General features: G+C 67.4%; 20 protein-coding genes. 7 read left to right on the plus strand and 13 right to left on the minus strand.

Annotated elements, in window-relative coordinates:
* Positions 1-39 precede the first annotated feature (39 nt).
* Positions 40-1,224: a 3-hydroxy-9,10-secoandrosta-1,3,5(10)-triene-9,17-dione monooxygenase oxygenase subunit gene (gene hsaA / locus OK17_RS02840; RefSeq protein WP_232716561.1), complete on the minus strand. Its 1,185-nt coding sequence runs from the start codon at positions 1,222-1,224 to the stop codon at positions 40-42.
* A 225-nt stretch (positions 1,225-1,449) separates the two neighbouring features.
* Between hsaA and OK17_RS02845 the strand changes: the two genes are divergently transcribed.
* From OK17_RS02845 to OK17_RS02855, 3 genes are all read left to right on the plus strand, one after another.
* Positions 1,450-2,682, plus strand: a complete 1,233-nt coding sequence (locus OK17_RS02845) for a Rieske 2Fe-2S domain-containing protein (protein ID WP_232716558.1) — start codon at positions 1,450-1,452, stop codon at positions 2,680-2,682.
* Between the two features lie 2 nt (positions 2,683-2,684).
* Entirely contained in the window at positions 2,685-3,080 is a 396-nt protein-coding gene (locus OK17_RS02850; protein ID WP_006865389.1) for a hypothetical protein, read from the plus strand.
* Between the two features lie 128 nt (positions 3,081-3,208).
* Positions 3,209-3,733 carry a C40 family peptidase gene (locus OK17_RS02855; protein ID WP_461416615.1) on the plus strand — a complete coding sequence of 175 codons (525 nt, stop codon included), beginning with the start codon at positions 3,209-3,211 and terminating at the stop codon, positions 3,731-3,733.
* Here OK17_RS02855 and OK17_RS02860 read toward each other — a convergent pair.
* Complete coding sequence (locus OK17_RS02860) at positions 3,708-4,274, minus strand: hypothetical protein (protein WP_461416616.1); 567 nt, start codon at positions 4,272-4,274, stop codon at positions 3,708-3,710. The two genes, OK17_RS02855 and OK17_RS02860, sit on opposite strands and share 26 nt — an antisense overlap.
* 291 nt (positions 4,275-4,565) lie before the next feature.
* Between OK17_RS02860 and OK17_RS02865 the strand changes: the two genes are divergently transcribed.
* Positions 4,566-5,360 (plus strand): VOC family protein, encoded by a 795-nt coding sequence (locus OK17_RS02865; RefSeq protein WP_461416617.1) that lies wholly within the window; start codon positions 4,566-4,568, stop codon positions 5,358-5,360.
* 46 nt (positions 5,361-5,406) lie between these two features.
* Here OK17_RS02865 and OK17_RS02870 read toward each other — a convergent pair whose 3' ends face one another.
* Together OK17_RS02870 and OK17_RS02875 are read right to left on the minus strand one after the other, a co-directional pair.
* Positions 5,407-5,619 (minus strand): hypothetical protein, encoded by a 213-nt coding sequence (locus tag OK17_RS02870; RefSeq protein ID WP_461416618.1) that lies wholly within the window; start codon positions 5,617-5,619, stop codon positions 5,407-5,409.
* A gap of 95 nt (positions 5,620-5,714) precedes the next feature.
* A complete protein-coding gene (locus tag OK17_RS02875; RefSeq protein ID WP_461416619.1) occupies positions 5,715-6,911 on the minus strand; it encodes a TDT family transporter in 1,197 nt (398 codons plus the stop codon).
* 48 nt (positions 6,912-6,959) lie between these two features.
* Between OK17_RS02875 and OK17_RS02880 the strand changes: the two genes are divergently transcribed.
* Positions 6,960-7,877, plus strand: coding sequence for a LysR family transcriptional regulator (locus OK17_RS02880; protein WP_461416620.1), 918 nt, complete (start codon positions 6,960-6,962; stop codon positions 7,875-7,877).
* Between the two features lie 4 nt (positions 7,878-7,881).
* Here OK17_RS02880 and OK17_RS02885 read toward each other — a convergent pair whose 3' ends face one another.
* From OK17_RS02885 to OK17_RS02925, 9 genes are all read right to left on the minus strand, one after another.
* Positions 7,882-8,388, minus strand: a complete 507-nt coding sequence (locus OK17_RS02885; RefSeq protein ID WP_461416621.1) for a nuclear transport factor 2 family protein — start codon at positions 8,386-8,388, stop codon at positions 7,882-7,884.
* Positions 8,389-8,393: 5 nt separating this feature from the next.
* The gene (locus OK17_RS02890) at positions 8,394-9,254 is read right to left on the minus strand and encodes an LLM class F420-dependent oxidoreductase (RefSeq protein ID WP_232716542.1); all 861 of its coding nucleotides are present in this window, start codon (positions 9,252-9,254) and stop codon (positions 8,394-8,396) included.
* 106 nt (positions 9,255-9,360) lie between these two features.
* The gene (locus OK17_RS02895; protein WP_461416622.1) at positions 9,361-10,209 is read right to left on the minus strand and encodes an SDR family NAD(P)-dependent oxidoreductase; all 849 of its coding nucleotides are present in this window, start codon (positions 10,207-10,209) and stop codon (positions 9,361-9,363) included.
* Positions 10,196-11,290 carry a 4-hydroxy-2-oxovalerate aldolase gene (dmpG, locus tag OK17_RS02900; RefSeq protein ID WP_006865399.1) on the minus strand — a complete coding sequence of 365 codons (1,095 nt, stop codon included), beginning with the start codon at positions 11,288-11,290 and terminating at the stop codon, positions 10,196-10,198. Before dmpG ends, OK17_RS02895 begins: the two co-directional genes overlap by 14 nt.
* Entirely contained in the window at positions 11,287-12,192 is a 906-nt protein-coding gene (locus OK17_RS02905) for an acetaldehyde dehydrogenase (acetylating) (RefSeq protein WP_006865400.1), read from the minus strand. Before OK17_RS02905 ends, dmpG begins: the two co-directional genes overlap by 4 nt.
* 36 nt (positions 12,193-12,228) lie before the next feature.
* Positions 12,229-13,017: a 2-keto-4-pentenoate hydratase gene (locus OK17_RS02910; RefSeq protein WP_461416623.1), complete on the minus strand. Its 789-nt coding sequence runs from the start codon at positions 13,015-13,017 to the stop codon at positions 12,229-12,231.
* A 161-nt stretch (positions 13,018-13,178) separates the two neighbouring features.
* Positions 13,179-13,889 carry an ABC transporter ATP-binding protein gene (locus OK17_RS02915; RefSeq protein ID WP_232716534.1) on the minus strand — a complete coding sequence of 237 codons (711 nt, stop codon included), beginning with the start codon at positions 13,887-13,889 and terminating at the stop codon, positions 13,179-13,181.
* A complete protein-coding gene (locus OK17_RS02920; protein WP_461416624.1) occupies positions 13,886-16,663 on the minus strand; it encodes an ABC transporter permease subunit in 2,778 nt (925 codons plus the stop codon). Before OK17_RS02920 ends, OK17_RS02915 begins: the two co-directional genes overlap by 4 nt.
* Before the next feature lie 21 nt (positions 16,664-16,684).
* Positions 16,685-17,941, minus strand: coding sequence for an ABC transporter substrate-binding protein (locus OK17_RS02925; protein ID WP_232716618.1), 1,257 nt, complete (start codon positions 17,939-17,941; stop codon positions 16,685-16,687).
* A 319-nt stretch (positions 17,942-18,260) separates the two neighbouring features.
* On the opposite strand from OK17_RS02925, the gene OK17_RS02930 reads away from it, so the two are divergent.
* Both OK17_RS02930 and OK17_RS02935 read left to right on the plus strand, forming a co-directional pair.
* Positions 18,261-18,863: a TetR/AcrR family transcriptional regulator gene (locus tag OK17_RS02930; RefSeq protein WP_461416625.1), complete on the plus strand. Its 603-nt coding sequence runs from the start codon at positions 18,261-18,263 to the stop codon at positions 18,861-18,863.
* A 58-nt stretch (positions 18,864-18,921) separates the two neighbouring features.
* Positions 18,922-20,163 (plus strand): NADH:flavin oxidoreductase, encoded by a 1,242-nt coding sequence (locus tag OK17_RS02935; RefSeq protein ID WP_461416626.1) that lies wholly within the window; start codon positions 18,922-18,924, stop codon positions 20,161-20,163.
* Positions 20,164-20,256 lie beyond the last annotated feature (93 nt).

Below are 20,256 nucleotides of genomic sequence, written 5' to 3' on the forward strand. Positions count from 1 at the left end.
CTGCTCCCTGAGGAGCGAGCCTGCGAGCGTCTCGAAGGGTCAGACCATCGTGTCGCCGATGGGAATCCCGAACTCGCCGTTGCCGAATGCGACGTAGGCGCGTTCCGGATCGTTGGCGGCGTGCACGCGTCCGGCGTGGGCGTCGCGCCAGAACCGCTGGATCGGAGTGCCGTTCTCGAGTGCGTGGGCGCCCGAGTTCTCGAAGAGACGGTCGATGGCGGAGATCGCCCGGCCGGTGGCACGCACCTGGTCGCGACGGGCCGCGAGACGGAGCTCCATGGGAACCTCATCGCCTGCGAGGATCAGGTCGTACTCGGCCTGCAGGTTGCCCGACAGCTGGCGCCAGGCGGCGTCGATGTCGCTGGCGGCCTCGGCGATACGGACCTTGGCGAAGGGATCGTCCTTGGCCTTCTCGCCGGCGTAGGCGGCGCGGACGCGCTTGCCCTGGTGTTCGACGTGAGCGTGGTAGGCGCCGTAGGCCATGCCGACGATCGGAGTCGCGATGGTGCTGGGATGGATTGTGCCCCAAGGCATCTTGTAAACCGGCGCGGTGTTCTGCTCGAGGCCCGGGCTCTGCCCCATCGACATGGTGCGCATACTGAGCATGCGGTGGCGGGGGACGAAGACGTCCTTGACCTCGATGGTGTTGGAGCCGGTGCCGCGCAGACCGACGACGTTCCAGACGTCCTTGATCGTGTAGTCCTCGCGCGGGATCAGGAAGCTGACGAAGTCGACCGGCTTGCCGTTCTTGATGACCGGTCCGCCGACGAACACCCAGTCGGCGGTGTCGCAGCCCGACGACCAGGCCCACGAACCGTTGACCTTGTAGCCGCCGTCGACGACCTCACCCATACCCATCGGCGCGTACGACGACGAGATGCGGACGTTGGGGTCCTTGCCCCAGACGTCCTCCTGCGCCTGCTGGTCGAAGAGTGCGAGGTGCCAGTTGTGGACGCCGATGATGCCCGACACCCAACCCGTGGACCCGCAGGCCGACGCGATACGCCGCACGGCCTCGTAGAAGGTCACCGGATCGACCTGGTATCCACCCCACTGCTCGGGCTGCAACAGCTTGAAGAAGCCGGCCGTCTCGAGGCTGGACACGGTCTCCTCGGGGATTCGGCGCAGATCCTCGGTGGCCTGCGCCCGCTGCTCGATCTCCGGGAGCAGTGCGTTGATCTTCTCCAGGACCTGCTCGGCGGCTTCGCTCCGTTGTGCTGGCATCTCGCCTGCTCCTACCTGTCTCTCCCTCGGCCGGACGGCGCCGGCCGCTTACTCATCGAGTTCGAGATTAGAACACGTTCTCATTTCTGTCGAGCACCGGGACTTTATGCCCATGTACAGCACTGATCGGAAATCTGGACAGCGATCCACCCAAAGGATTTGAAACGTGTTCTAGTATTGGTGGCAAGGTTCGACGCGACACCAGCCACAGACAGGAGAGGGCACATGTCACCAGCACCCGACACGATGACCCCGAAGACCCCCGGTTCGTCCGACGACGCCGAGGTGGGTATCCGGGAGATCGACACCGGCGCACCGCCCACCCGGTTCGCCCGCGGGTGGCACTGCCTGGGTCTGTTCAGCGAGTTCGACGACGGCAAGCCGCACTCCGTGCAGATCTTCGGTACCAAGCTCGTCGTCTGGGTCGACACCAAGGGTGAGCTGAACATCCTCGACGCCTACTGCCGCCACATGGGCGGCGACCTGTCGCAGGGCAAGCTGTCCGGCGACAACGTGGCCTGCCCGTTCCACGGCTGGCTGTGGAAGGGCAACGGCCGCTGCGCCGGCGTCCCGTACGCCAAGCGCAACCCCAAGCTCGCCAAGACCCGCTCGTGGCCGTCGATGGTCCGCAACGGCCAGGTCTTCGTCTACAACGACCCCGAGGGCAACCCGCCGCCGGAAGAGGTCATCATCCCGGAGCTGGCCGAGGTCGGGTCCGAGGAGTGGACCGACTGGACCTGGAACCGGATCGTGATCGAGGGCTCGAACTGCCGCGAGATCATCGACAACGTCGTCGACATGGCGCATTTCTTCTACGTGCATTTCGCCCTGCCGGACTACTTCAAGAACGTCTTCGAGGGCGAGATCGCCGCGCAGTACATGAATTCGCACGGGCGCCCCGATGTCACGCTGGGCACCAACTACGGCGACAGCCGGCTCGAATCGATCGCCGCCTATTACGGTCCGTCCTACATGCTGAACCCGATGGTCCAGTACTACGGCGGCTTCGCGGTCGAGACCATCCTGACCAACTGCCACTACCCGATCGACGAGAACTCGTTCGTCCTGATGTACGGCGTCATGGCGAAGGTGCCCGAGGGCCTCACCGCCGAGCAGGCGTCGAAGATGGCGACCAAGATCAGCGCCGGCGTCGAGGTCGGCTTCCTGCAGGACGTCGAGATCTGGAAGAACAAGACCCGCATCGACAATCCGCTCCTCGTCGAGGAAGACGGCCCGGTGTACCAGCTCCGCCGCTGGTACGAGCAGTTCTACGTCGACAAGGCCGACGTCACCGAGGAGATGACCGGCCGCTTCGAATACGAGATCGACACCTCGAAGGCGGTCGAGAGCTGGAATGCCGAGATCGAGGAGAACCTCCGGCGCCAGGAGGCCGAGAAGGCTGCGGCCGAACAGTCGGCTGACGGCGCCACGGACTCCTCGGAGAAGGCGCAGGTCTGACGATGACCCGGGCCGCGTCACGAGCACACTGGGCCAAGGCGCCCGATTTCGGCGACGATCCCGACCGGGCGGCCCGGGTCCACGCGGCGACCCAGCGCGACCGCGAGCACTACCTACAGGGAGGCATGCGGGAGATCGAATGCCGCGCCTGCCACGCGTGCGTGCTGGTGAAGAAGACCAGCGCTCACCACACGAGCGTGCAGTGGAACGCCGACGCCCGGAACCGATGCCACGGCCTCGAGCAGATGCGCGCCGGCGGTGACGACGGCAACGGACCGTTGCTCCCCGGTGCGATGATGCCGACGTGCGCCCGATTGTCGGCGAGTATCGACCACGGCGTCGCCGAGGGGATCATTCCCCCGGAGTCACCCGCCACCGATCCCGACGGTTATTGGTGAGCGTCGAATTTGAGCACCACCGGCATCATTAATTGTCCTTAGCCTCACGCATCACAACGGTCACACCTTCATCACACGTCGAGAACTAAAGGCGACACGCGGGTATTCGGTCGGTCAATCTGAGCGTCATGTCCGATTTGCGAACCCGCTGTGTGCGGGTCACCTGTGCTGTCGCTCTGTCCGTCGCGGCGCCGTTCGTGGGTTCACCGTTCGCCGATGCCGGACGCGCCGCCGCGGCCGGGTCGAGTTCCGGCTCCAGTGATTCCACCGGTTCGGTACCGATCTACCTGCCCATCCCCACCCCCACCGGTCTGGCGGCGCTCGGCGCGTCGATGACCCAGATCGGCAAGCCCTACCGATGGGGCGGCACCGGTCCGCACTCCTGGGACTGCTCCGGTCTCGTCCAGTGGGCTTTCCACACAGCAGGCGTGAAACTGCCGCGGACCAGCCAGCAGCAGGCGAGGGTCGGCAACGCGATCCCGTTCAGCGCCCTCGCCCCCGGCGACATCATCATCTTCGGCCGCGACGCTGGGCACGTCGGCATCTACGCCGGCGGCGGCCGAGTGTTCAACGCCTACGCCACCGGCAAGCCCATCGGCTTCACCAAGGTCAAGGACATGGGGCCCATCAAGACGATTCGTCGTTTCGGCTGACCACCACCGGGCCCACCGACCGTCCGGGCCACACCGAGGTCGCGACCGCGAACCCCACGACGACGAGCAGCAGCACCGCGACCACCACGGTGCCGAGCAGCCCGTAACCCGGGTGCATCGTCGGGAGTTCGAGGTCGAGGGCCTCGGCGACCCGGTCGGAGAACAGGTGCGTTGCCGGATCACTCAGCGTCCGGAGCCCCACGACCAGAGCGACCACCGCGGCCAGGCCGATCACCCCGATCGCCGCCGGACGGAGACGCTCGCGCCACCACGCCAACGCGGCGACCAGCGCGATGACCGCACCGAGGATCACCACACTCAGACCGGGCCGGTCGGTGTTGTCCTCGAAGAAGAAGGCCACGTCCTCATCGCTCGCCCCCGGGACGGTCACCCGCCCGAGACCGGTGATGGACGGTTGTACGCCCTCGTCGGTGCTTCCCCACTCCACCTGAGCGAACAGCACCAGGAGGAGGCCACCGACGAGGGCGGCAGGCCACACGAAGGTGCGGAGTCTGTCGACGATGCCCGGTTCTGTCGTCATGCCGACCAGATTGCCATCTCCCCGTCTCGCGCTGATCGAGTGTGCGAGGACCTCGATACGCACCGTCCTCGCTTCGCTCGGTCGGCACTACTCGGCCGGCATAGGCGAAGCCTCATCCCCCGCCGATTGAGTAGGCGAGGAGCCTGCGACGAGCCGTATCGAAATCACGCGCCGGTATCGATCTCACCGGAGCATCCCAACCCGCTGTCGGAGCGATGAGTTTGCGCGACGCTGAGAGTCTCCACCTCAGTCGTTCAGCAACATTCCGCATGGCAACGAAGGGATACGAGCATGGCCGAGTACGCAGCCCCGTCCGGGGCGCCGATCTGGTTCGACCTGATGAGCAGCGACACGGCGAGAGCCGAACAGTTCTACGGCGAGATCTTCGGCTGGGAGACGGAGACACCGAACGAGGAGTTCGGCGGCTACCGGAACTTTCTCAAGAACGGCAAACCGGTCGCCGGGCTCAGTCCCGCCATGGAAGAGGCCGGGCCGCCGAACATCTGGTCGGTGTACCTGCATTCCGAGGACGCGGACGCCACCGTGAACGCGGTCGAATCGGCCGGCGGCACCATCATGGTCCCGCCCATGCCGATCGGTGACGAGGGCACGATGACGGTCGCCACCGATCCGGCCGGAGCGGTCATCGGCTTCTGGCAGCCGAAGCAGCACAAGGGTTATTCCGAGTTCGGCGATCACGGCACCCCGTACTGGTTCGAATGCCAGTCCAAGGATTACGCCAAGTCACTCGACTTCTATCGCGCGGTGCTCGGCGCGCGCATCGAGGAGGTCGGCACCGGCGGTGACCCCGACGCCGTTGGCCCCGACCATTACGGCCAGATCTTCTACGGCGAAGAGTCCTACGCCGGGATCATGGACGCTGCCAAGCTCTTTCCCGACGAGGTGCCGTCGTTCTGGCAGATCTACATCACCGTCGACGACGTGGCGGCGACGGTCAAGCAGGTCGAGTCCCTCGGCGGCGAGATCGTGATGCCCGGTGAGGACACCCCGTACGGGACGCTCGCGGCGATCAAGGACCCGATGGGCGCGCTGATCTGCCTCGGACATCCGCCGGCCGGGATGTGACGCCGCGTGATCGGTAGAAGAAACACGCGCCATGTGCGTGTGTTCTCTACCGATCGTCGTCGGGCGGGTACTCGTCGGGGTCGTCGGGACCGAGCGCGGCCGCCTGTTCGACGACGTCGGCGGGATCGGCCTCGAGAGAGATCGACGGCACCTCCGACCCGACGGGGGATTCCACGTCGACGGGGTCGACGGGCGTCGTCTGCTCCACCACGTCGGCGTCGTTCGCTTCCCCTCCGGTCCACGCTTGAGTGTCTGCCATGGCGACTCCTTCCGGTTGCGGGGTGCTCGGCACACCGGATGTCCGAGCGCGACCTTCCGGCGCCCTTCCGATGATCCTGACGACCGCGACAGGCGTCAACATCCCGGGATCGGCAGTCGGAGGAGTTCACCGGAGACGACGCCCCGGACGGTCCGGGCGGCGACGACACCCCAGGCGAGGACCAGCACCGTGAAACCGGCGACCGCCGCGACCTCGAACACCATCCCGCCCACGGTGAGCGCCAGCGCGGAGGAACCGGTCACGTAGGTACCCACCGGGAAGGTGAAGGACCACCACGTCATCGCGAACGGCATACCCGCACGAGCGGTGCGGACGGTGAGCCGCGAGGCGACGAGAATCCAGACCGTGGCGACCGCCCACACGACGAGCCCATAGGCGACCGCGAACTCGTGCATCGCTCCCGCAACCGAGGCGGACACAGCGTCGGGCGCCACGTGGGCGAGCAGACACACCGCCGTGACCGACTGCCCGAGCGGGCCCAACACAATCCACCAGGTCGGCATCATGGTCGCGGCGCCGTGGTCGCCGGTCCGGAACCGACGGGCCAGGACGACCAGGATGGGCGTCGCGGCGACCACCGCCAGGCCGAACATCGCGAACCCGACGCCGAGAACCAGGGTCCGTGCCCATCCGGCGACGAGCTGACCGGCCAGGATCGCCGCGGCCGACGCCGACACCATCGGCGCCACGACCGGCATCAGCCAGCCGCCGAACGCCTCCCCGACGTGAGCCCGCCGCAAGATCAGGTGCCGGTACGGGATGACCAGCGCAGTGACCACGGCGCCGAACGAGCCGACGATCCAGCACACGACATCGACGCCGAGGGCCACGTCTCGGCCGACGACCCCGACGCCGACCAGGAGAGTGCTGGTCCCCACGGTCATGATCGCCATCGGCACCGCACCGTAGAAGTGCGCGACGACGCGGTGGTCGTGGTGGCTGCGAGCGACGGTGGGGTCCGTCAGCCAGTGTCCGACCGTGGTGACGACCACGGCCCCGAACACGACGCAGGCCAGCACCCAGAACCCGGCGGCCACGACGCTCATGACGGCCGGCTGCCAGGGCAGGCCGTGCGCGGCGATCGCGACGATCCCCGTGCCCATCACCACCGCGAACCAGTTCGGCGGGAAGTAGGTGACCCGGGCGCGCACTCCGCGCGCGGTGCCGGGCAGAGAGCCGGTCCCGGTCGGGCGAGCGGTCATCGTGGTCATGACCACCACGATCGCGTGGATGCCGCGCCCCCGGTAGAGCCCGAATCGTTGGAAGGTCACAAACGTCGCTTGTAGCCGGGGTACCAACGGCGGTTGTACCCTCGGGCGATGGTTCTCAGTCCGCGGATGCCCGACCTCGCCTCGTTGGAGACCCTGCAGGCGGTCGTCAGCACGGGCAGTCTGAATGCGGCGGCTGCCGAGCTCGGTGTCACCCAGCAGGCGGTGTCGGCACGTATCCGCGCGATGGAGACCCAGCTGGGTGTCGGAATGCTGACACGGACGCCGCGCGGATCGGTCCCGACCCAGTCGGGCCGGCTCGTCGCCGAGTGGGCCGACCGATTGCTCACGCTGGCAGGCGAATTCGATGCCGGACTCGCCGCGCTGCGGCTGGAACGACGCGATCAGCTGCGGCTGGCCGCGAGTCTCACCGTCGCGGAGCACCTCCTCCCCCGCTGGCTCGTGTCCTTCGCGGCCCAGCACGAACCCGCGCCGAAGGTGTCGTTCACCGCCGCCAACTCCGACCACGTCTGCTCGCTGGTGCGCGACGGCGAGGTCGAACTCGGGTTCGTCGAGGGACCTCGGGTGGCGCCCGGACTCCGGAGCCGGACGATCGCGCGTGACGAGCTGGTCGTCGTCGTGCCGCCCGATCATCCGTGGACGCGCAGCCGCCGTCGGATCGGGGCCGCCGATCTCGCCGGTACCGCGCTCGTGACCCGCGAGGAGGGCTCGGGCACGCGCGAGTTCTTCGAACGCGCTCTCACACGGGCGCTGGGACCGTCCCGCGAGGTCACCGCACCGGTGCTGGAACTGTCGACCACGGCGTCGGTGCGCGCCGCGGTCATCGCGGGGGCCGGGCCGGCGGTGCTCAGCAACCTGTCGGTCGCCGACGATCTCGACCGACGGCTGGTCCGTATCCCGATCGACGACCTCGATCTCGAACGTCAGTTACGGGCGGTGTGGTCGTCCGGTCCTCAACCCAATGCTGGTGCGGCACGGGAGTTCCTGGCACACATCGGTCGATCCTGAACACTCAGGGCAGTGCACGGGGCTCGACATCGGTTCCGTGGGCACCCGCGTTGAGCAGGTGATGCGCCTCGGGGTTGCCGTCCAGGGCACGGCTGGTACGCCGGGCGACCTTCCAGCCGGCCCCGGTGCGTACGAACCTCCAGTGATGCGCGGTGGCGCGGAGAACGCGGAACCCCTTGTCGCCGGACAACACCAGAAGCGAGTGGCTGGCCGCAATCGCCTCGTCGACGTCGACGTTCACATGGACCGCCCCTTGGAGATGCGTGCAGCCACGGGCGATGAGTCCCTGGTGGGCGTCGGAGCGAACCATCGCGACGATGTCGTCGCGGCCCTGCATGAAGAGGCCGTCGACGTCGTAGATGCCGTCGGGCGTCCACAGCGCGGCGACCGCCTCGGCGTCGCCGCTGTCGACGAGTGGTCCGTACGAGGTGACGAGGCGGATGATCTCCCGTTCGTCGGCAAGAAGCCGAACAGTGTTCTCGAGCTGCCTCAATCGCTCTTCGATCGTCATCGCGTTCACCCCTTCAGACCGAGTTCGGCGAGTCGTCGCAGCTGGCCGATGTAGTGGTCGGCCGACGTTGCCCGGATCGTCACGCCCACGATCGTCGCACCGGCGGCGCGGGTCTTCTCCAGTTCTGCGGCGGTGCTGTCGGCGTCCTCCGGATCGAGCGGCCCGGCGCCGAGCACGACCTCGAAGCCGCCTGGGATCTCGACCGCGTCGAGCATCTCCCGGAGCCGGGAGCGGCCCAGCCCGAACGGAACCCACCCGTCTCCGAGCTCGACGGCCCGGCGCAGGGACCGCCGGGTTCGTCCGCCGACCCAGATCGGTACCCGCTGTTGGACGGCACACGGTTCGACGATGGAGCCGCCGAACTCGTAATGGGTGCCTTCGTAGGCAGGCTCGGAGGCCGACAACGAGGCCCGCAGTGCGCGCATCGCGTCGTCGGCGCGGTCACCGCGACCGTCGAACTCGACGCCGAGGAGATCGAACTCCTCCCGCAGCGAACCGACTCCGACGCCGAGCGTCACCCGTCCCCCGCTGATGGCGTCGAGCGTCCCGTACCGTTTCGCGATCTCCAGGGGATGGTGGTACCCGAGCACCAGCACCTGGGTGAGGAACCGGATCTTCCGCGTCCGTCCCGCGAGGAACCCGAAGGTGGACAACGGGTCCCAGTAGGTGCCGCCGCGCTGACCGGCGATCTCGGTGGGCACCGCGACGTGCTCGCTGCAGGTGAGGTACTCGAACCCCAGCTCATCCGCCGCCGCGGCGATGTCGGCGAGTTCGGCGATCCCCGCGGTGGCCTCCCACTCGCCCGCGACACCCGGCAGTCGCGTGACGATCGGGCTGGTGATGCCGACGCGATAGTGGTCGGTCATGGGTGTTGGCTCACCAGCCCTTCGTGGCTTGTCGCTTGCGCTCCTCGCACCTCAGGGAGCACGGGGACGGCTCCTTTCGATACGCCCTCCGCAAGCTCCGGGCTACTCAAGGAGCAGATGATGCAACCTTCTGCGGGAACAACTTCAGCATGGCTTCGTGCTGCGCCAGGATCAGACTGCGGCGGTCGGGGCCGTTGATCTTCTCCGCCCGGCGGGCGTTCCCGCCGGCCACCCAGACCGGGCCGTCGGCGAGGTGCTCGAGACCCTCGCGGGCGACGTCGTCGGGTTCACTGACTTTCATTGCTCCACCGAGATTCATCCCGGCCCGTTCCATCGCGGGTGTACGCGTCACTCCCAGAACGAGTTCGAGGACGTCGACGCCATGGTCCCGCAGCTCGAGCCACAGGGATTCGGCGAACACCCGTCCGAAAGCCTTGACCGCGCCGTAGATCGAGAGGTGCTTGCCGCCCAGGTAACCGCTCATGGAACCGACCAGCAGCAACCCGCCACTCCCCCGCGCCCGCAGTCGGGCACCGAAGTGGTGCACGAGCGCGAGCTGGGCGGTGATGTTCAGATCGATGACGGTCTGGAACTTCGAGAGGTCACCCTCCACGAAGTCTGCGCCGTAGCTGTTGGCCCCGGCGTTGTAGACGAGCAGGCCGACGTCGAGACCATCGGTGGCGGAGACGATCTCGTCGATGGCCGACGGTGCGGTCAGGTCGACCGACAGGGTCAGCGCCTGCACACCGCGGGCCCGGACCTCGGCAGCGGTCTCCTCCAGTGGTCCGGGTTTACGCGCGATGAGTACGACGTTGATCCCGGCGTCGGCGAGCTGGTGGGCGAACGAGGCACCCACGCCCTCCGAACCGCCGGCGATCACCGCCCACGGGCCGTACTTCGATGCGTCTAAACCGGAACCGGACCCCTCGGAATCGGGACTCTCAGACACCGGCATTCGCGTCTTGCTTCTTCTTCAGCTCCAGTGCGATGTCGATGAGCTGATCCTCCTGGCCGCCGACCAGCTTGCGGGCGCCTGCCTCGAGCAGGATCTCGGCGGCCGAGACGCCGTAGCGTTCGGCGTGGCCCTCCGCGTGCTTGAGGAACGAGCTGTAGCAACCGGCGTAGCCCATCATCATCGCCGGGCGGTCCACCAGGCACTCCGACGGCATGGCCGGCCGGACGACGTCCTGTGCGACGTCGGCGATCTTCATGAAGTCGACTCCGGTGGTGATGCCGAGCTTGTCGCACACACCGACGAAGGCCTCGGTGGGAGTGTTGCCCGCACCGGCGCCGAAGCGTCGGATGGAGCCGTCGATCTGCTGGGCTCCCGCGCGGATCGCATTGACCGAGTTGGCGATCGCGATGTCGAGGTTCTCGTGGCCGTGGAACCCGACCTGCGCGTCGTTGCCGAGTTCGGCGACCAGAGCCTCGACTCGGACGGTGACGTCCTCGAGGACCAGCGCGCCCGCGGAGTCGACGACGTACACGCACTGGCAGCCGGCGTCGGCCATGATGCGGGCCTGCTTGGCGATGACCTCCGGCGGCTGACTGTGGCTCATCATCAGGAAGCCGACGGTCTCGAGGCCGAGGTCGCGTGCGAGGCCGAAGTGCTGGATGGAGACGTCGGCCTCGGTGCAGTGGGTGGCGATGCGGCAGATCTGGCCGCCGTTGTCCTGCGCGGCGCGGATGTCGTCCTTGGTCCCGAGTCCCGGCAGCATCAGGAAGGCGATCTTGGCCCGCTTGGCGGTCTCCGCCGCGGCCTTGATCAGCTGCTGCTCAGGGGTTTTGGAGAACCCGTAGTTGAACGACGAGCCACCGAGGCCGTCGCCGTGGGTGACCTCGATGACCGGCACACCGGCCTCGTCGAGGCCGCCGACGATCGCCCGGACCTCCTCCTCGGTGAACTGATGGCGCTTGTGATGGCTGCCGTCACGCAGGGAGGAATCGGTGATGCGGATGTCGAGAGTGTCGGAGTACTTGCGCGCGTTCGCCATCAGCTTCGGGTCGCGCGGTGTCAGAACCACGTTGGTGCTCATGCGGGGACTCCCAACTTCTTCTTCGCGAGTTCTTCGCCGACCTTGGTCGCGGCGGCGGTCATGATGTCCAGGTTGCCGGCGTAGGGCGGCAGGAAGTCGCCCGCACCCTCGACCTCCACGAAGATCGACACGCGCGCGTAGCCGCCGTTCAGGACGCTCGGCGGGTCGAACTGCGGGTCCTGCAGGAGGCGGTAACCCGGCACGTACTGCTGGATCTCCTTCTCGCGCCGGTGGATCGACTCCGCGATGGCGTCGGTGTCGGCATCCTCGGGAATCGCGCAGAAGATGGTGTCGCGCATGATCATCGGCGGGTCGGCGGGGTTGAGGATGATGATCGCCTTGCCGCGCTGGGCACCACCGATCGTCTCCACTCCCGCCGAGGTCGTCGCGGTGAACTCGTCGATGTTGGCGCGGGTGCCCGGACCGGCCGAGACCGAGGCGACCGACGCGACGATCTCCGCGTACGGGACCGGGACGACGGACGAGACCGCGTGCACCATCGGGATCGTCGCCTGCCCACCACAGGTGATCATGTTGGTGTTCGGGGCGTCGAGGTGTTCACGCAGGTTGGCCGGCGGGACCACCGCGGGTCCGACCGCTGCCGGGGTGAGGTCCACCGCGGTGATCCCGGCGGCCTCGTACTTCGGGGCGTACTCACGGTGCACGTAGGCCGAGGTGGCCTCGAAGATGAGATCGGGCTTGTCCTGCGACCCGAGGAGTTCGTCCGCACCACCGCTCATCGTGATGAGCCCGTGGTCGGCGGCGCGCTTCATGCCCTCCGAGTCGGGGTCGATGCCGACCATCCATCGGGGTTCGATGACCTCCGAACGCTCCAGCTTGTACATCAGGTCGGTGCCGATGTTGCCCGATCCGATGATCGCCGCGGTCAGTTTTGCCGCCACGTGGACCCTCCTCTTGCTAGTGAAGTCTGTTGAATGTCAGGTGAAGTCGAGGGTGACCGAACCGAGGCCGGCGAATTCGGCCACGAAGTGGTCACCCGAGGAGATGTCGATCGCCCGCGTCGCCGTGCCGGGCAGGATCACGTCGCCCTTGCGCAGCCGGACGCCGAAGCTGTCCACCTTGCGCGCCAGCCACGACACCGCGTTCAACGGATGACCCAGCACCGCGGACGAATTGCCCTTCGCGACGATCTCCCCGTTACGATGCAGGACCGCGTCGATGTCGCCGGTGTCGATCTCGCTGATCGGGACACGCTGCTGTCCGAGAATCCAGCCGCACGACGAGGCGTTGTCGGCGATGGTGTCGCACAGCGTGATCTTCCAGTCCTTGATGCGGGAGTCGATGAGCTCGATCGAGGGCACCACCCACTCGACCGCGGCGATGACATCGTCGTTGGTGCATCCCTCGCCGGGTAGATCCTCGCCCAGGATGAACCCGACCTCCACCTCGACCCGCGGGAAGCACAGCTTCTTCGCGTCGATGGGGGTCTCCTCGAAGTACTGCATCTCGTCGAGGAGGTGACCGTAGTCCGGCTCGTCGACGCCCATCATCTTCTGCATCGCCTCGGAGGCGAGGCCGACCTTGTGCCCGGCGACCTTGGCCCCGGCGTCGAGACGCTTGCGGATGTTGATCAGCTGGATCTCGTAGGCGTCGACCACGTCGAGGTCGGGATGGGTGTCCGTGGGACGGTCGATGGCCGTCGCCGACGTCTCCGCTTTCCACAGCTGCGCCGCAATCTGCTCGCGAACGTGCTGGTCAACCGCCATTGTGCCCTCACCTTTCCAATGTGAACGTGTTCTAGTTTAGAACACGTTGCATTTTCGGGGCACCCCTCGGTCCGATCGCCCGAAAATCACCGCCGGCGACCATGTCACCATCTCCGCCGCGACCGTGGCGGCGGTCTTCTCATTCAGCGAGCGGACCGGCGTCAGACGCTCAGGTACGCCCTCTCGATCCGGGCTGGGTCTGCACGCAACGCCTGGGCGGAGTCGTCGATCGCGATGCTGCCGTGGACGAGGATCCCGGCCCGGTCGGCGATGCTCAGGGCGAGCTGGACGTGTTGTTCGACGAGTACGACGGCCATCCCCCGCTCGTCCGCCAGTCTGCGGAGGACGTCGAGGATCTCGTCGACGATCACGGGTGCGAGTCCCATGCTCAGCTCGTCGATGAGGAGCACCTTGGGCCGCTGCACGATGGCCCGGCCGATGGCGAGCATCTGCTGTTCACCACCGGAGAGCCGTCCCGCCTCGACCCCGAGGCGTTTCCGGAGCGAGGGGAAGTAACCGAGCACCTCCTCGATCGCCGCGGCACGATCGCCCCGTGCCTTCACCGCGAGGCGGAGGTTCGCAACGGTGGGCAGCTGGCGGAACAGAGCACGATCGTCCGGCACGAGCACCAGTCCCGACCGCACCGAATCCCGCGGGCGATCGGCCGGCAGGACGTTCCCGTCCACCGTCACCTCACCGGCGAAACGCGGCACCATCCCGGCCAGGGACATCAGGAGCGTCGTCTTGCCCGCGCCGTTCGGCCCGAGGAGACATGCGATCTGACCGGCTTCGACGTCGAGGTCGACGTCCCGGACACACGGACGTTGCCGGACATAGCCCGCGGACAGTCCGCGGCAGCGGAGTGCGGTCATGACAGGACCTCCTCTGTTTCGACGGGGCGGGTCTCGACGGACGGGGTCTCGACGGACTCGACAGGTGCACCGAGATAGGCCCGGACGACCGCGGCGTCGGCGCGGATCTCGTCCGGCGTCCCCGTCGCGATGACCCGACCGAGATCGAGCACGACAATCCGGTCGCAGATGGACAGGACGAGGTCCATGTCGTGGTCGACCATCAGGATCGACATCCCGGCGTCGCGCGCCTTGCACAGACGCTCGCCCAGCCAGCGACTCTCGCTCGAGTCGAGTCCGGCGGCCGGCTCGTCGAGCAGCGCGACGATCGGCGACATCGCCAGCACGCGGGCCACCGACACCAGCTGCCGGTGCCCCTGCGAGAGTGTCGCCACCTCGGCGTCGGCCAGTTCGTTGATGCCCAGGGTGGCGAGCACCGTGGCCACCCGCGTCTCGATCGGTTCGTCGGACCGCGACCGGGTCGCCCCGACCGTCACGTTCTCGGCGACGGACAGGTCGTCATACAGTTCGACATCTTGGAAGGACCGGCCCAGACCGCGCCTGCCCCGCACGTGCGGACGCTGAGCGCTCACGTCGTCACCGTCGAGCGTCACCGTGCCGGTGGACGGGGCGAAGCCGGTGATCGCGTCGATCACAGTCGTCTTCCCCGCACCGTTGGGTCCGATCAGCCCGACGATCTCGCCGGGGTACACCTCGAAGGTGACGTCTTCCGCGGCGACCACCGCACCGTAGGACACGCCCACACCGTCGACGGCGAGAGCCGCCCGGTCGCGGTCGATCGCCGGGGTCGGAGACGATGCGGTCACCCGATCATCTTCTGCCGCAACGGCGTTCGAACGATCACGACGGGACAGGGCCGGCCACGGGATCTTCGGGAGCCGGCTCGCGATGCCGTCCGGGTTCGCCATGACCGACACGATCAGCAGGATGCCGCTGATCAGGGTGTAGTACTCGCCGGCGTGCAGGAAGCGGTCGACGAGGATGTAGAGCAGACCGCCGGGTGCCATGAGCCCGGCCAGGATGCCGCCGGTGATCGAGGTGATACCGGCGATGTACATGACCGCGAAGAGGCTGACGCCCAGGAACACCGTGAACGATTCGGCGGTCGCCAGGGTCTGCTGGTAGCCGAGCAGAGCACCGCCCAGACCGGCGATGAAGGCTCCGATCGCGAACGCCGCCAACTTGGTTCGGGAGACGTCGATACCGGTCGCGGCGGCTGAGCGTTCGTTGGCGCGGACCGCGAGCATGTCGGTGCCGAGCGGGCTACAACGTAGCCACGCGACCCCTAGGGCCACGACGGCCAGCGTGAACAAGCACAGCAGTCCGAACGCGATCCGCGGATAGCTCTCTCCCGCACCGATTCCGAGATCGATGCCGAAGATACGCGGCGTGTCGATCGGTGCGCCGTTGACGCCGCCGTTCAGGGAGGGGTTCCGGAACCAGAACGCCTCGAGGAACACCGCGAGGGCGAGGGTCACCACGGTCAGCGGGAGCCCTCGGACCCGGAGCGCGGGTAGGCCGACCACCACACCGATGACGGTGGCGCCGAGGGCCGCCAGTATCGGTGCGAACGGGAACGGGATGCCGAGATGGGTGTTGAGCACCGAGAGCGAGTAGGCGCCGACACCCGCAAGGGTCAACTGCGCCAACGACACCTGGCCGGCGTACCCGGTGACCACCACCTGGGAGAGTGCGACGATGCCGAAGATCATGCTGGTGATGATCGCGGCGCGGTAGCTGCCGCCGGTCACCAGCAGTGCGATGACCGCGGCGGCGATCGCCACGAGCGCCGGGAGGAGAACGTGGTCGGGGCGGGGCGCCCGGCCGAGTGCCGGTCGGGCGACCGCACCGCGGTCGGGTAGCGGCCGGCCCCGGACGACGAGGAAGGCCATGATCAGGATGAGCGGGATCGCCTCCCCCATACCCGTTTTCGGAAGCCAGTCGAAGGTGTTCTGGAGGTTGGTGACCTCGGACTGCAGGGCACCGATGGCGATACCGGCGATGACAGTGAGCCAGATCGACGAGAAGTTGCCGACCAGGGTGGCGGCGAGCGCCGGCACGATGAACATCGTGTAGGCCACCGGGTTCAAGGTGACCAACGGTGCGATGAGGATGCCACCGAGACCCGCCAGCACCGAGGACAGCGCCCAGTTGCTGAACGCGATCCGGTCGGGCGACAACCCGGTCAGGTATGCACCCTTCTCCGATTCCGCGGCCGCCTCGGTGGCCATGCCGAATCGTGTGTACCGGAAGACCAGTGTGGTGACCACGGCCAGGCCGACGACGCAGCCGGCGAGCCACATCCGGTCCGTCGGGGCCCGACTGTCGCCGATGGTGATGGTCTCGATCGGGAAGATCGGCTCCACGAGCGGGATCTCGGTTCCCACCCGCTGCGCGATGAGCGCCTGGAGCACGATCATCAGACCGATCGATGCGACCGCCTTGGCGACCACCGAGGCGTTGCGCATCGGACGGAAGATCAAGGCGTAGAACACGAGTCCGAGGACGGCGGCGATCACCAGGGCGATCGCCATGGCCGGGACGACCCCAAGAGGCCCACCGAGATGGACCGTCTTGGGGAGTCCCGGGATCGGGACCATCAGCTCCCCTGTCCTCAGCAGGACATAGGTATAGGCGGTGTACAGAGCCACGGCGCCGGTCGCGAAGTTGACGACGCCGGAACTCTTGAAGGTCATGACGAGCGCGAGCCCGATGGCCGCGTACACCGCCCCGTTGCCGAGGCCGAGTACGAGATAGGAGAGATGGTCGGTCATGAATTGTCCTCGTGTGCCGGGCTAGGCGGCCGGCTGCTGGCCGGCCAGCTTCAGGTCGACCGGCACGCCTTCGTCGTTGACGGTTCCGTAGAGCATCTGGCTGGAGCACAGCGCAGGCATCTGCGGGAACGCCTTGCCATTACAGGTCACCGTGATGCCGCCGCCGGCGGGCATCTCGACATCCTTGGCGGACTTGATCGCCGCCCCCAGCGAGGCCGGGGTCACGTCGCCCTGGACGCCACCGGCGGTGCGCACGAACCCGAGCAGCACCTGGTAACCCGACGCACCGGCGCCGGTGATCGACAGATCAGGTGCGTACTGACCCAGGACCGATCGGTACAGCACCGAGTCCGGGTTGTCGGACAGGTAGTCCGTGGCGGTGATGCCGACGTTGCCCTTGACCGTGTCCAGGCCGATCACCTTGGTGACGTTGGGGTCCAGGCAGGTGGGGATCAGGATCTTCTCCACGTTCGGGTCGGCGGTCTGGACGGCCTTCAGCACGCCCGCACAGGTCGCCGCGTCGGCGATGATGCTCACGCCGTCGGGCTTCTCGGACAGACCCGCCGAGACCATCGGGGTCGGATCCGGCACGCCGAGCGGCAGGGGCACGACCTTCAGATCCACGCCGTAGCCACTGAAGACGGGCGTTCCCATCTGGGTGATGACGTTGCCCATCCCGCCGCCGTCACTGGCGAACAGGGTGACCGACTTCATCCCCTTGTCCTTGGCCCCACTGGCCATCGCGGTGAGCGTGCCGGGCAGTCCGGCCGACAGCGCGGCGACGTCGGGGGAGGTCAGCTCGATCGGCGACACCGCGTTGAGGGTGACGTAGGGGATCTTGGCGCCGGAGATGATCGGCACGATCACCTGTCCCATCGAGGTGCCCGGCGACAGCACCGCTGCGACCTTCTTCTCGACCAGTTCGTTGGCGCACTTGGTGGCCGAGGTCGGCTCCTCCTGCTGCTTGCAGACCACGAGTTCGATCGGCCGGCCGGCGAGGCCGCCGGCATTGTTGTTGACGTACTGCACCGCGGCTTCGGCGCCTTGTCGGTACTCGGGAATCGACACCGCGGCGCCGCCCTCGGGTGAGACGAATCCGATCTTGATCGGTTCGCCGGACGCCGGCTCCGAGGGGAGCGATGACGTCGAGGCCGACGAGGCGCTGTCGCTGGTGGAATCATCACTGCCACAGGCGGTGGCGCCGAAGGTGGCGACCACGGCCAGGGCACCGACGCCGACGATGGTCCGCCGGTGCCGAATCAGTCCGCCGAGTTTCATATCGGGCTTCTCCTTCACGAGATGTGCGAGAACCCGCACCGGACGAGACATCCGACACGCACAGTTCCTCGCGTGATGCACATCACCCTCCGGGTGGCGGCAGTGAATTATGTGCGTACCGCCACGGGCCCGCGATGAGGCGTTCCCATTGACTGGGAGGTCGGAAAATCTGAGCCGGGAACGTGGCGTCGTTTGGTCAGACGACCCGAAATCAGGCCTGCCGCAGCCACTTCAGTCAGCACCCCTGACATCGGCCCGATCGGACGAACGTGCCGTCGCATTATTGACAGTCCTCGCCAATAATGGTGATGTAGCTCTCATGACGCTCGCACCCGGCACGCCCCGGCGCCGTGGACGGCCGTCTGTCCTCGACACCGATGACGTCGTCGCCAAGGCGTACCGCCTCTGGTCGACGCACGGTTTCGCGGCCACGAGCTGGCAGGACCTGGCCGCCGCGACGGGAGTGAGCGCGCGGACACTGTTGCGTCACTTCCCATCCAAATCCGACATCGCCTGGCTGGGCGTCGAACCGGCGACCGAACGCCTCACCGCCGCACTGGCCGCCACCGCCGCCGACGCCCCCCTCGGCGACGCCGTCCGCCACGCGATCGCCGAGTCGGTCTCACACGAACCGCACGTCCAGCGCGTGAGTGCCGACTGGTTGCGGCTGATCTCGTCCGAGCCCGAACTCGTGGTGATGGCCCCCGCCGCGTATCGGCCATGGATCGACGAACTCGCCGGTTTCATCGGCAGACGACTCCCCGAGGCGCCGACCTCCGCGTGCCGCGCGATTGCCACGGCGTACCAGGCGGCCACCTTCGACGCCCTGCTCAGTTGGGCCGAACTCGCCCCCGACATCGACTCGGCCGACGCGGTGGACGAGGCGCTCCGCTGGCTCACGATCACCGTCCCGGCCCCGTGACACACCGGGGACCGACCCCGCTCCCCCTCCGACCACAGCCCGATCCGAAAGGAACCCCATGACCGTCGAGAACCATTCCCCCATCACTTCGTTGCCGCTCACCGAGTCCACGCGCCCCGCACCTCCGCATCCCGATCCGCTGGCCCCGGCACGCATCGGACCCGTGGAACTGCGGAACCGGGTGATCAAGTCGGCGACCTTCGAAGGGGTGACCACGAATGCACTGGTCACCGATGCCCTCATCGACTTCCACGTCGCCGTCGGCGAGGGCGGTGTGGGCATGACCACGGTCGCCTACCTCGCGGTGGCACCCGAGGGACGGACCGAACGCGACCAGATCCACTGGCGACCGGAGGCGCTACCCGGCCTGCGACGGCTCACCGAGGCCGTCCACGCCACCGGCGCGAAGATCTCGGCGCAGATCGGGCATGCCGGGCCGGTGGCCAACTCCCGCTCGACCGGCCTGCCGTCGATCGGACCGTCGACCCGGCCCAACCCGCTCGCGATGGCCCTCGACCGTGCTGCGACGCCGGCCGACATCGCGCGCGTCATCGAGGCGCACGCACAGGCCACGCGATACGCCAAGGAGGTCGGCTTCGATGCCGTCGAGGTCCATCTCGGCCACAACTACCTGGCGAGTTCGTTCCTGAGCCCTAATCTCAATCGCCGCAAGGACTCCTGGGGCGGGTCGCTGACCAACCGCGCCGAGTTCGCGCGCCGCATCCTGGCGGCGGTCCGGGAAGCTGCCGGAGACGACATCGCGGTGCTGGCGAAGATGAACATGGCCGACGGCGTCCCCGGCGGATTGTGGCTCGACGAATCCCTCCGTGTGGCAACGATGTTCGAGGCCGACGGCCACCTCGACGCACTGGAGCTGACCGGCGGGTCGTCGCTGCTGAATCCGATGTACCTCTTCCGCGGCGACGTTCCCGTGCGCGAGATGGCGGAGACCCAGAAGGGCATCGTCAAGCTCGGGATGAAGATGTTCGGCAACATGGTGTTCTCCCACTACCCCTATGAGCCGCTGTACTTCCGCGACTTCGCCCGCCAGTTCCGCGACGCGCTCACGATGCCCCTGGTCCTGCTGGGCGGGATCACCGACCTCGAGGCCATGAACACCGCGATGTCGGACGGTTTCGAGTACGTCGCCATGGCGCGCGCGCTGCTTCGGGAGCCGGACCTGATCAACCGGATCGGCAAGGATCGCGATGCGACCTCACTGTGCATCCACTGCAATCTGTGCGCGGCCAGCATCTTCACCGGCACCAGGTGCCCGCTAGTGGTCGAGCCGGCCCGCTGACCGACGCGAAACCGGGACGAAGTTGCGTGACCTGCTTCACAAGCGCGCTCCGCTATGGCATATTCCTAATCGAAATAGCCATGTCAGAGCGTT

This window comes from Gordonia sp. GN26 (genome assembly GCF_054823965.1).